The sequence below is a fragment of the Geosporobacter ferrireducens genome (assembly GCF_001750685.1).
Lineage (GTDB): Bacteria > Bacillota > Clostridia > Peptostreptococcales > Thermotaleaceae > Geosporobacter > Geosporobacter ferrireducens.
Map to the genome: position 1 here is coordinate 5511481 of NZ_CP017269.1, position 12182 is coordinate 5523662.

Consider the following 12182-nt stretch of genomic DNA (forward strand, 5'->3'; position numbering starts at 1 on the left):
AATTTTGCGTATTATATCTGTTAATAAAGATAACTATAAAATACACTTAAAAGAATTGCTCAAGCAGCGGGTAGAAGAAAATATAGCAGATATTGATGAAACTGTTGAAAGGGTCATCCTGGATATTAGAAAATATGGAGACAAGGCTTTGTTAGACTACACCTATACGTTTGACAAAGTTGTTTTAAATAAGGTCAAGGTAGAGGAAAAAGAAATCCAAGAGGCATGGGATGCAGTTTCAAAAGAATTCAAGGATATCATAGATGCGGCGAAAAATAACATATGGTCCTACCACGAAAAGCAGTTTCAAAATTCATGGATTGACTACAATGAAGATATTATTCTGGGACAAAAAGTTACGCCTATCGAAAGTATTGGGATGTATGTGCCTGGCGGGAAGGCTGCATATCCGTCTACTGTTCTAATGAATGCAATACCGGCGAAGATTGCAGGAGTACAGCGTCTTGTAATGGTAACACCGCCAGGGAAAGATGGAAAAGTAAATCCATATATATTGTCAGCTGCAAAAGCAGTAGGTGTAGATGAGATCTACAAGGCAGGTGGAGCACAATCAATCGCAGCCTTGGCATATGGAACAGAGACGATTGTACCTGTAAATAAAATTGTTGGGCCTGGAAACATTTATGTAGCCCGTGCAAAAAAGAAGGTTTACGGCGTCGTGGATATAGATATGATTGCAGGACCAAGTGAAATATGTATTCTAGCAGATGAAACTGCAAATCCGGCCTTTGCTGCTGCGGATCTTTTATCGCAGGCTGAGCACGACGAGATGGCATCCTCTATTTTGCTTACTTTATCGGATGGTTTTGCTGAAAAAGTAAAGGCTGCAGTAAATCAGCAAATGGTTTCTCTAGATCGCGCTCAAATAGCAGAACAAGCAATAAGAAATAATAGTGCAATTTTTATTGTAGAGGATATGGCTACTGCAATAGAGATGGTGAATGATATTGCGCCAGAGCATTTAGAAATTATGACAGATAACCCCTTTGAAATGCTGCCCAAAATAAAAAATGCCGGTGCTATTTTCTTAGGACATTTCTCACCGGAGCCTTTAGGTGATTATTTTGCTGGCCCCAATCATACGTTGCCAACGAGTGGAACTGCTAAATTTTCATCCCCTTTAGGTGTAGAGGATTTTATCAAAAAAAGCAGTGTGATTTATTATAGCAAAGCTGCATTAGGAAAAGTAAAAAATCAAATAGAAAGCTTTGCTTTGCATGAGGGCTTAGACGCTCATGCAAATTCCATAAAAGTGAGGTTTTTGCCATGATAGAATTAGTTAGAAAAAGTATCGCAGAGATAGAGGCCTATCAGGTTCCAAAGGAAGAAATCTCTATAAGACTGGATGCCAATGAAAATCCCTATAACATCGGAAGCCTATTTTACAAAACCTTGGCAGAAAGATTGAAAGAAATCGACTTGAATCGATATCCAGATACAGATAGCACTTCCCTTAGAAAAGCTATTGGCAAGTATGTAGGATTTTCAGCAGATAACATCCTTTGTGGGAATGGGTCCGATGAAATGATACAAAACATCATACAGACTTTTGTTGAGGCTGGAGATGTTGTCATCAGCCATAGACCTAGCTTTTCGATGTATAAAATATTTACCGCAATCGCAGGAGGAAATTTTATTGAAATTGACGCTGACGAAGACTTTAATATAAATATTGAAGGGATGATCACAGCTGCAAATAAGAATCAAGCCAAGATAATTTTTCTATGTAATCCGAACAATCCTACAGGAACAGTTATACCTCAAAATGAAATTTTGCGGTTGGTAAAAGAAACAAAGGCCATGCTCGTAGTGGACGAGGCATATTATGAATTTCATGGGGAAACCATGGCAGACTGGATTAAGAAAGAAGAGAGAATTATTGTTTTGCGTACACTTTCAAAGGGAATGGCTTTAGCGGGTGCGCGCGTCGGTTATTTGCTTGCTCAGAAACAAGTGATTGATTATATCTATAAAGTAAAGCCTCCTTATAATCTAAATGTTTACTCACAAGCATTAGGTGAATTATTCTTAGAAAATATTACGATCCTTCGAGGCTATATCCAAGAAATTTGTGAAGCACGGGAGAGGTTATTCATGCAGTTGAAGGGATTTGATGAATTAAAGGTATTTCCTTCTAAGTCGAACTTTATTCTAATTAAAACGACGAAATCTGATGCTTTTCAAGAAAAGTGCGTAAGTAGAAAAGTGGGAATTCGCAGCTATGGGAAAGAAGGCATTTTAAAAGATTGTTTGCGTATAACCATAGGTACAAAGAATGAGAATGAAATTATCACAAATATGATTCAGGAAGTGATGCGCCAATGACCCGTAAAGCCCAGATAAAAAGGAAAACCGCAGAAACAGACATTGATCTTATTTTATCAGTAGATGGAAGTGGCGATGCACAAATACAAACAGGCATTGGTTTCTTTGATCATATGTTGATCTTATTGTGCAAGCACGGATTTATGGATATGACTTTAAATTGTATAGGTGATCTTGCAGTTGATGGACATCACACTGTTGAAGATATAGGGATTGTATTAGGAAAAGCATTTAAAGAAGCATTGGGAGACAAAAGCAAAATAGCCAGATATGGTACTGTGCTGACACCCATGGATGAATCCCTTGCTTTGGTGGCTCTAGACATTAGCGGCAGAGCATTTTTGCATTTTGATGCAGTTCTCGATGTACCAAGATTAGGGGATTTTGATACGGAGCTGGTTGAAGAATTTATGAGAGCATTTTCTACCCATGCAGAAGTGACCCTGCACATACAAGTACTTTATGGAAAAAACAATCATCATAAAATAGAAGCCATTTTCAAAGGGCTGGGGAGAGCACTAGATCAAGCTACTGCCCTACAAAACCGAATTGACGGTGTTTTGTCTACAAAAGGATTGCTTTAAGGTATAAAAGGATTTTAGAAAGAGGAGGGTTGATTGATGATTGCAATCATTGATTATGGTGTAGGAAATTTAAAAAGTGTCTATAAAGCGTTGAACAATTTAGGACTTCAAGCAGTTATAGCTACTACAAATCAAGAGATTCATAACAGTGCAGCAGTTATTTTACCAGGTGTCGGTGCATTTAAGGATGCTATAATCCAGTTATCCGACAGCGGTTTGATCAAGGGTTTAACGAAGTCAGTGGCGGCTGGAAAACCCGTGCTGGGAATTTGCCTGGGCATGCAGCTGCTCTTTGACAAAAGTTTTGAAGATGGAGAGTTTCAAGGATTGGGCTTTTTAAAGGGTGAAATTCACCGATTTGAAGAAGGACTAAAAGTTCCACATATGGGATGGAATCATCTTAAAAAGAATATAGATGATCCCATTGGGAGAGGATTGACTGACGAGGAGTATGTATACTTTGTACATTCCTATTACTTAAAAACCTGCCAACCCAAAGATGTGGTCTATTGGTGCAATTATGGAACGGATTTTCCTGCTATAGTAAGAAGAGATAATATCATCGGAATGCAATTTCATCCTGAAAAGAGTGGAAAAACAGGAATACAATTATTGAAAAACTTTGGGGAGATGATAGGATGATTATTTTTCCGGCGATTGATATAAGAAAAGGAAAGTGTGTACGACTGCAGCAGGGAGAATTTGACCGGGAGAGTATATTTGGAGAAAATCCGGTGGAGATCGCATCACAATGGTTAGAAAAAGGAGCACAATATCTTCATATTGTAGACTTGGATGGGGCATTAGAAGGAAGACCGGTACACTTGGCTTTGATAAAAGAGGTCTCAGAAAAACTTCCGATTCCAATTCAAGTTGGCGGAGGAATAAGAACGCTGGAAGATATTCAAAAAGTGCTAGAAACTGGGGTTTCCAGAATTATTTTAGGTACATCGGCAGTATTAAAAAAAGATTTTGTAGAACAAGCAATACAGTTATTTGGTGAAAGAATTGCCGTATCTATTGATGCAAAAAATGGGTGGATTGCTGTCGATGGCTGGAAAACAGTAACTGACTTAAAGGCCCTTGATTATGCAAAAACTTTACAGGATATAGGTTTAAAAACAATCATCTATACAGATATTTCTAAAGACGGGATGCTTTCAGGTCCTAATTATTCAGAATTAGTAGAAATGAAAAAAAATCTAGAGATCAATTTAATTGCTTCTGGTGGAATTAGCAGCAGGGAGGATGTATCACAGCTTGAGAAGATGGATTTTTATGGAGCGATTATTGGAAAGGCATTATATACAGGAGATATTCGATTAGAAGATTTATAAGGGGGTGTAATCATGCTTACAAAACGGATCATTCCATGCTTAGATGTAAATCAAGGAAGGGTTGTAAAAGGGAAAAAATTTGAAAACTTAACGGACGTAGATGACCCTGTGAAATTGGCTAAATACTACAGCGCTGAGGGCGCGGACGAGTTGGTTTTTTATGATATAACTGCATCGAATGATGGGAGAAATATTTTTTTAAACGTAGTAGAGCAAACGGCTGAGGAAGTGAACATTCCATTCACTGTTGGTGGAGGTATTCGGGGAATACAAGATTTTCATGCAGTTTTGCGTGCCGGTGCTGATAAAGTGTCTGTTAACTCGGCAGCTGTGCTTAAGCCTGAAATTATAATGGAAGCGGCACTTAAGTATGGCCGTCAATGTGTGGTGCTTTCTATCGATGCAAAGAAAAATCAGCAAGGCCAATGGACGGTTTATATTAATGGCGGAAGACTGGATACAAAGCTGGATGCGTTAACCTGGGCGATTAAAGGGGAATCATTAGGCGCAGGAGAGATTGTTGTCAATAGTATTGACACGGATGGAATTAAAGATGGATATGAAACAGAGCTGACAAGAGCTATTTCGGATGCTGTTACGATCCCTGTTGTGGCTTCCGGTGGTGCTGGAAAAAAAGAGGATTTCTTAAAGGTGTTGACAGAAGGTAGGGCAGATGCAGCCCTTGCCGCTTCGGTATTCCATTATGGAGAAATAAAAATTTGTGATCTTAAGGATTATTTAGCTTCTAATGGATTACCTGTGAGGAGGGTAGAATAAATGGAAATAATAGATAAACTTAGTTTTGATGAAAAAGGACTTATACCAGCAATTATACAAGATACAGCAAGTAAAGAAGTATTAATGATGGCATATATGAATCGGGAAGCCCTTGAAAAAACTTTGAAAACTAAAAGAACTTGGTTTTATAGCAGAAGTCGGCAAAAACTTTGGAATAAAGGTGAAACTTCTGGAAATTATCAAACTGTCAAAAAGATTTTCTACGATTGTGATGGAGATACATTGTTAATAGAAGTTATTCCAGCAGGAAATGCCTGTCATACAGGCAAGAGAACATGCTTTTTCCAGGAGATTTTTAAAGATAAAGATACAGAAGAAAAAAAAGAGATTATTCGATTGCTTGATCAAAGAATTAGAGAGCGAAAAAAATCTCCAATAGAGGGTAGTTATACTAATTATCTTTTTGAAAAAGGAATAGATAAGATTTTAAAAAAAATCGCAGAAGAAGCAGGGGAAGTTATTATTAGTGCAAAAAATACGGACAAAAAAGAATCTATTTATGAAATTTCTGATTTGATCTATCATACCCTGGTATTAATGGCAGAAAAAGATATTACGATTGATGAAATTGAAGAAGAACTATTACACAGGTATAATAAGTAAAAAAATATAAATTTTTATTTGTATGAAAATAAGATAGTTACCTATGCTATAAACAGGAGGTGTTTATATGATTAATAGTGATACGATTATTCGTGAACTTTTATCAAAGCATCCGGAAACTGAAGCTGTATTGAATAACTTTGGAATTCGATGCTTTGGTTGAGGCGGCGTTTTAAATAAGAGCGTAGGATACGCTGCCCGTCGTTATGGCATAGAAGAAAACATGTTGATTGAGGAAATTGAAAAAAACATTAGACATTAAATTGTTTTAATTAAAAAAGTAGGTGGATGATTTCACCTGCTTTTTCATTTGTGGAAAGCAGAGTATGACGTGTGCATTTTAAAATAAAAATCTTTATTGTAGGCCTATATTTGAGATTTTGGATACAATTTTGTATAATAAAGAGTAAGAAAACTATTTCCTCCAATATTTTAAAGTTAGGAAGGCATAGCATATGGTACTTGATTTATTTAGCAGCCTGCTAAATCGTGCAGGCATCATTATTATTCTGGCATTTTTATTATCAAAAAATTCCCTGTATAAAAAACTGGTGTTAAAAAGAGATACCAGTTTATTCGAAAAAATTCTAATGTCTATTGTATTTGGAGTCTTTGGAATCATCGGTACTTACTCAGGAATTCCTGTAAACGGAGCTATTGCAAATTCAAGAGTCATTGGCGTATTTGTTGGCGGATGGCTCGGGGGGCCGCTTGTAGGATTACTAAGTGGGATCATCGCAGGAGGGCACCGGTGGGTAATAGACATTGGAGGATTCACCGCAATAGCATGTGCTGTATCTACAGTTGTCGAGGGTCTCATTGGCGGGTTTGGAAGCAAGTTGGTAAAAGATGTAAAAATCAGTTGGTTAGGAGCGCTTGTAACAGGTGCAGTCAGCGAAATGGTTCAGATGATTATTATTTTAGGACTGGTACAACCCTTTCAAGCAGCTTTAGGCCTGGTAAGAATCATCTGGTTTCCAATGGTATTTGTAAACTCTATTGGAATTGCAATTTTTGTTGCACTGACTCAGAGTATTTTTATTGAACAGGAAAGAGTCGGCGCAGCACAGGCACAATTAGCACTAAACATTGCTAATAAAACCTTGCCTTATTTGAGAACAGGTTTCAATGTAGAGTCCGTAGAAAAAACAGCCAGAATTATTTATGAAATGACAAATTTGGCAGCTGTCGCAATCACAGATAATGAGAAAATACTTGCACATGTTGGAGAGGGAAATGATCATCATTTTCAAGGAAAAGAATTAATGACCAATCTAACAAAAGAAGTGGTGCAGACCGGTGAATATAGAATTGCACGTACGGCAGAAGAAATTGGATGTTACTCTAAAACTTGTAGACTCCGCTCTGTTGTGATTGTCCCATTATTAGAAGGAAAAAAAGTTGTAGGAACTTTAAAATTATACAAATCAGATAAGATGGGTATTACAAGCATGGATATTCAATTAGCCTTGGGTTTGGTACAACTTTTTTCTACTCAGATTGAACTAAGTAAGCTTGAATATCATCAAAAACTTTTAGCAAATGCAGAACTTAAAGCACTACAGGCCCAGATTAACCCGCACTTTTTATTCAATGCGCTAAATACAATCGTTTCATTTATTCGGACAAAGCCAGAAAATGCTAGAGAACTGATCATTCATCTGGCTGATTACTTTAGGCAAAATCTACAATTTAATAGCGAGGAAGTAGACCTTATGGAAGAGATCAAGAATATTGAATCTTATCTAGCTATTGAATTGGCACGTTTTGGAGACAAACTTCAAATTCAGTACGATATACCTCAAACCATAAAATGTGTAATCCCTTCTTTAATCCTGCAACCGATTGTCGAAAATGCAGTAAAACATGGAATATTCAATAAAGAAGAAGGGGGTATTGTAAAGATATCTGCAAGAGAGAAGGATACATGGATCGAACTAACTGTCGAGGATGATGGGGTGGGAATTGACCCGACAAGGCTAAGTAATTTGCTGAACGTAAAGGATCAACAGGATCATATTGGATTAATGAATGTAGATCGGCGGCTAAAAGTCAAATATGGATCAGATTATGGATTAGATATTATAAGTACACTCGGGAAGGGAACTATGGTAAGGGCAAAGGTTCCAAAAAATGAAAAGTATAAGGAGGAACTGCCATGCGCTGTATCATCGTAGATGATGAAGCCCCAGCCAGGGAAGAAATCAAATATTTATTAGACAATATCAAGGGATATGATATTGAAATCATTGGAGAGGCCGGAGATGGAAAGACTGCTTATGAAATCATAAAGACACAAAAGCCGGATTTGGTGCTATTAGATATACAAATGAGAGGAATGAATGGTTTTGACCTTGCGAATGAAGTGGTGCAGCTTGATAACAGTCCTTTCATCGTTTTTATTACAGCCTTTGACCAATATGCCATTAAAGCATTCGAAATCAATGCAGTAGATTATATACTAAAGCCTATATCTGCATCTAGGCTGTCAAACACAATTTCACGGGTATATAGTTTACTGCAGCAACAACATAAAACTGAAGACAATATCGAACAACTGCTCCGCTATTTGGCACAACCCAAAATATCTCAAAAAATCTGTGTTTACAACAATGGCAAGCATATCCCCTTAGATCCTGAGGAGATTATATATATTGGCGTAGACGGAAGAAACTCTTGCATAAAATCAAAAAAAGGAGTTTTTTCTTCTAATCTTACTTTGGTAGAGTTGGAAGAAAAACTTAAATCAAATCAATTCTTCAGATGTCACCGCAGTTATTTAATTAATATTAATGAGATATTGGAAATTGATAATTGGTTTAATGGTACTTATCAAGTTACGATGAAGGGCTATGTAAAGGATAAAATCCCTGTAAGCAGGAGCAATGCCAATAGATTTAAAGCGATGATGAATATCTAATCAACAGAAAAAATGCCCTATCCACCTTTGGAGGTAATTATGATAAATACAAAAAGCTTAAAGGTAAGAATACCTGCACTAATTATCATGTTAGTAGTTATTACAATTGCTGGTACCAGTTATATGTCCTATAAGATTTTTACAGATGACATTAAGGATCAAATATTGAATCAGAATTTAATTATTACAGATATGATCTCTGATCAGGTGAGCCTCTATCTTTCTTCGGCTCAGGATACTGTAGAATATGTAGCGAAGTATGCTTCCCATAATGATATGGATGCAATTAAGGAGAGTATTGATCGCTTATATAGCAACTATAACTGGATGGATTTGATGTTTTTTATGACACCAGATGGAAGAATCACTTACAGCAATCCTCACAATGATATTATTTTTAGAAGAGACTATGTAGAGCGAGAATACTATCAGTACATGATTCAGCATAAGAAAACTTATATTAGCAAGGTTTTTATCAGCAGTATACTCGATTTGCCACATATTATTATTGTAGCACCCATTATGGATGAAAAAACCGGTGAACTAAAAGGAATTATCGGGGGAGGCGTGCCTTTAGAAAAAATTAAAGAAATTGTAGAAAAGACACAAGAATCTTTTACCGGAAAAATTTACGTTGTTGATATCGATGGAACCATATTAGTGAGCCCAAATCAAGATCATGAGGAAGAAGGAATGCCCTTAACCAGAAACCTAATTGTAAATAATAGAAATATAGACTTGCAAAACATGTTGCAAGATTATGATCATGGTGTTGGAGAATATAGTGAAAATCTTGAAAATATTTATGTGTCTTTCAAAAAAATCCCAAATTATCGTGGAATGGTAATTATTGAACAAAATGAAAAATATATTACCGGACAAATCGGCCCTTTAAAATATAGATTTCTTTCTGGTGTAATATTCGTTATGATTGCAGTTTTAATTTTAAGTATGTATTTTGCGTATACCATTACTAGACCGGTAGAGAAATTAGTTGAATTAGTAAGAGGCTTGAGCAGTAATTTTGATAGCAGTACTCAGGAAGTGGAAATATCTAATAAGGATGAAATCGGAGAATTAGAACTTGCATTCAATAACATGAGCAAAGAACTCCGACTAAAGATGGAAGCTTTAAGAAATCTGCATAAAAGAGAATATGATATAAAAAAATACCTCAACAACATTTTGAAAAGTGCTGCCAGCGGCATCATTGTTATTGATTTTGAAAACAGAATCTCTATTTTTAATACGGCTGCGGAAGAAATTACTGGTTACCGAAGTCAATTCTTTATTAATAAGAACTTGGACCTTCTTTCCTCACATACGGATCTACCTAAGGAAATATTTAAAAACTATATAAATGGTGAAGGGAATACAGTGACAGAACGAGAATGTAGTATTAAGAAAAGTGATGGTACTATTGTTCCTATTAGTATATCTCTATCTCCCGTATATAATGATGACGGAAAAGTAATCAGTACAGTGTGCCTGATTAAGGATTTAACCAGAATAAAAGCGTTAGAAGAGCAACTGCGCCGCGAAGATCGTCTAAAAACTATAGGAGAATTATCTTCCTCAATCATTCATGAAATTGGAAATCCTTTGGCAGGAATGACCAATCTGCTGGAAGTACTAAAAGATAATTTTGACGAAAAAGATTTACGGGAGGAACTCCATTCAGCCTTGAGAGAAGAAGTAAATATGCTAAATAATATCGTAATTAACTTCCTGGATTTTACAAGAACCCATAAAAATAAACCTGTAGCTACAAACATTTTAGGCATCATTAACAGTGCTTTAAACATTTTAAGTTCCGAGATTAGTAATAAAAATATTTATGTGGAAAAAAAGTACCCCAATAAAGTCCCGCTGGTAACAATTGATCCATCTGCCGTAAGACAAGCTTTTGTAAACATATTTAAAAATAGCATTCAAGCGATGGAGGATAATGGTAGAATGATCATTGAAGTAAAAAATATACAAGAGGATTCGCAGAAAATATTATCTATTTCAGTTCTAGATACTGGAATTGGAATTATACCTGAAAAAGTTGAACAAATCTTCAATCCATTTTTTACGACAAAAGAAGATGGAACGGGACTGGGCCTATCAATCGTCCATAAGATTATCCGGGATAATCATGGAACGATTTCTGTACGGAGTGAATTGGGAGAATATACAGAGTTTATAATATGTTTTGAAGGAGAGATATTAGATGAAACTATTAATTATAGATGATGAAAAGAGTATTCGATTATCTCTTCAGGTAGGACTAAAAAAATTAGGTGTAGAAATATTTACTGCTGCATCTGGTGAGGAAGGACTTGCCCTATTTGAGCAAACAAAGCCTGATATTGCGATTATCGACATTAAACTTCCGGGAATTGACGGAATAGAAGTTCTTAGACGAATTCGAAAGGATAATAAAACTTGCATCATCTTGATGATCACTTACATCAGTGAAGTAAGACTTGCAGTCGAAGCAATGAAATTAGGAGCCCATGATTACTTTACGAAACCTTTTAATATTGAAGAAATAAAAGATTCTATTGAAAATCATGTGCACTATATAAAAATGAAGAAAGAATTGTGTAAGGAAAAAGATGAGAACTATTCGGAAATTATTGGTGTGAGCAAACAGATTGAGGAAGTTCGTGAAATCGCAAATAAAGTCAGCCAAATGCCTTACAATACTTTTATTTTGATACAAGGGGAAAGTGGTACTGGTAAAGAAATTATCGCCAAGGCCATTCACTATAATGGTGTGAGAAATAATAAGCCCTATGTTGCATTAAATTGTGCAGCAATTCCCCAAAATCTTCAGGAAAGTGAATTGTTTGGTTACGAAAAAGGCGCTTTCTCAGATGCTAAAACAGCTAAAAAAGGATTAATAGAAGAAGCTCATGGAGGAACCCTATTCTTTGATGAAATCGGGGATATGGATATTCTATTACAGGCTAAGCTGTTGCGTGTTCTTCAAGAAAAGAGATTTAGAAGGCTTGGTGGCGTCAAGGAAATTGCTTTTGATGCAACGATCGTTGCTGCAACCAATAAAAATCTATTAGAAGAAATAAAACTAGGAAATTTTCGAGAAGATCTTTACTATCGGCTAAATGTTATTCCGATCTATACAACACCTTTAAGAAATCGAAGTGAAGATATTGTTGTTTTAATCAGATCTTTTATAGATTACTATAATCAAGAGCTGAATAAAAATATTAGAGGTTTTACAGAGAAGGCATTGGCAATTTGCAAGGCTTATGAATGGAAAGGAAATGTGAGGGAATTAAAAAATGCAATAGAGCGGATTATGATCTTTCAGGAAAATGAATGGATTGATGTTGAAGACCTGCCTCCAAACATTACTGCAGATAAGAGTATTGCAGACACTGCTGTATCTACGAATGCGAACCTTGAATCAGTGGAAATGGAGACTGTAAACAGAGCCTTGAAGCAGAATGATTGGAATATTACCAAAACGGCGTTAGAGTTAGGAATATCCAGGCTTACCTTGAGGCGTAAAATTGAAAAGTACAGCATTACCAAATAAAGGAAAACTGGTAACTTTTGATCATAGTGGTAATAATTTTACCA

At 36.1% G+C, this 12182-nt stretch carries 11 protein-coding genes; all 11 read left to right on the top strand.

Annotated features, from left to right (window positions below):
* The first annotated feature begins 4 nt into the window (after positions 1-4).
* The 11 genes from hisD to Gferi_RS25880 all read left to right on the top strand — a co-directional run bounded on the left by hisD (position 5) and on the right by Gferi_RS25880 (position 12138).
* The gene (gene hisD / locus Gferi_RS25830) at positions 5-1291 is read left to right on the top strand and encodes a histidinol dehydrogenase (RefSeq protein WP_330389516.1); all 1287 of its coding nucleotides are present in this window, start codon (positions 5-7) and stop codon (positions 1289-1291) included.
* On the top strand, positions 1288-2346 hold the full coding sequence (gene hisC / locus Gferi_RS25835) for a histidinol-phosphate transaminase (protein WP_069980980.1): 1059 nt from the start codon (positions 1288-1290) through the stop codon (positions 2344-2346). Before hisD ends, hisC begins: the two co-directional genes overlap by 4 nt.
* Positions 2343-2930, top strand: coding sequence for an imidazoleglycerol-phosphate dehydratase HisB (hisB, locus tag Gferi_RS25840; RefSeq protein ID WP_069980981.1), 588 nt, complete (start codon positions 2343-2345; stop codon positions 2928-2930). Before hisC ends, hisB begins: the two co-directional genes overlap by 4 nt.
* A gap of 36 nt (positions 2931-2966) precedes the next feature.
* A complete protein-coding gene (gene hisH, locus Gferi_RS25845) occupies positions 2967-3572 on the top strand; it encodes an imidazole glycerol phosphate synthase subunit HisH (RefSeq protein ID WP_069980982.1) in 606 nt (201 codons plus the stop codon).
* The gene (hisA, locus tag Gferi_RS25850; protein WP_069980983.1) at positions 3569-4267 is read left to right on the top strand and encodes a 1-(5-phosphoribosyl)-5-[(5-phosphoribosylamino)methylideneamino]imidazole-4-carboxamide isomerase; all 699 of its coding nucleotides are present in this window, start codon (positions 3569-3571) and stop codon (positions 4265-4267) included. The genes hisH and hisA overlap by 4 nt, the downstream gene beginning before the upstream one ends.
* A gap of 12 nt (positions 4268-4279) precedes the next feature.
* The gene (gene hisF, locus Gferi_RS25855) at positions 4280-5044 is read left to right on the top strand and encodes an imidazole glycerol phosphate synthase subunit HisF (protein WP_069980984.1); all 765 of its coding nucleotides are present in this window, start codon (positions 4280-4282) and stop codon (positions 5042-5044) included.
* Positions 5045-5668 (top strand): bifunctional phosphoribosyl-AMP cyclohydrolase/phosphoribosyl-ATP diphosphatase HisIE, encoded by a 624-nt coding sequence (hisIE, locus tag Gferi_RS25860; RefSeq protein ID WP_069980985.1) that lies wholly within the window; start codon positions 5045-5047, stop codon positions 5666-5668.
* A gap of 455 nt (positions 5669-6123) precedes the next feature.
* Positions 6124-7845 carry a sensor histidine kinase gene (locus Gferi_RS25865; RefSeq protein WP_069980986.1) on the top strand — a complete coding sequence of 574 codons (1722 nt, stop codon included), beginning with the start codon at positions 6124-6126 and terminating at the stop codon, positions 7843-7845.
* Complete coding sequence (locus tag Gferi_RS25870) at positions 7827-8588, top strand: LytR/AlgR family response regulator transcription factor (RefSeq protein WP_069980987.1); 762 nt, start codon at positions 7827-7829, stop codon at positions 8586-8588. Before Gferi_RS25865 ends, Gferi_RS25870 begins: the two co-directional genes overlap by 19 nt.
* A gap of 39 nt (positions 8589-8627) precedes the next feature.
* Positions 8628-10826 (top strand): PAS domain-containing sensor histidine kinase, encoded by a 2199-nt coding sequence (locus Gferi_RS25875; protein WP_069980988.1) that lies wholly within the window; start codon positions 8628-8630, stop codon positions 10824-10826.
* On the top strand, positions 10804-12138 hold the full coding sequence (locus Gferi_RS25880) for a sigma-54-dependent transcriptional regulator (protein WP_069980989.1): 1335 nt from the start codon (positions 10804-10806) through the stop codon (positions 12136-12138). The genes Gferi_RS25875 and Gferi_RS25880 overlap by 23 nt, the downstream gene beginning before the upstream one ends.
* Positions 12139-12182: the final 44 nt, after the last annotated feature.

Bases quoted from the DNA above. Each gene is read 5' to 3' on its own strand.
- hisA (WP_069980983.1), top strand. From the start codon at position 3,569: ATGATTATTTTTCCGGCGATTGATATAAGAAAAGGAAAGTGTGTACGA.
- hisC (WP_069980980.1), top strand. From the start codon at position 1,288: ATGATAGAATTAGTTAGAAAAAGTATCGCAGAGATAGAGGCCTATCAG.
- Gferi_RS25870 (WP_069980987.1), top strand. From the start codon at position 7,827: ATGCGCTGTATCATCGTAGATGATGAAGCCCCAGCCAGGGAAGAAATC.
- hisH (WP_069980982.1), top strand. From the start codon at position 2,967: ATGATTGCAATCATTGATTATGGTGTAGGAAATTTAAAAAGTGTCTAT.
- hisB (WP_069980981.1), top strand. From the start codon at position 2,343: ATGACCCGTAAAGCCCAGATAAAAAGGAAAACCGCAGAAACAGACATT.
- hisIE (WP_069980985.1), top strand. From the start codon at position 5,045: ATGGAAATAATAGATAAACTTAGTTTTGATGAAAAAGGACTTATACCA.
- Gferi_RS25880 (WP_069980989.1), top strand. From the start codon at position 10,804: ATGAAACTATTAATTATAGATGATGAAAAGAGTATTCGATTATCTCTT.
- Gferi_RS25875 (WP_069980988.1), top strand. From the start codon at position 8,628: ATGATAAATACAAAAAGCTTAAAGGTAAGAATACCTGCACTAATTATC.
- Gferi_RS25865 (WP_069980986.1), top strand. From the start codon at position 6,124: ATGGTACTTGATTTATTTAGCAGCCTGCTAAATCGTGCAGGCATCATT.
- hisF (WP_069980984.1), top strand. From the start codon at position 4,280: ATGCTTACAAAACGGATCATTCCATGCTTAGATGTAAATCAAGGAAGG.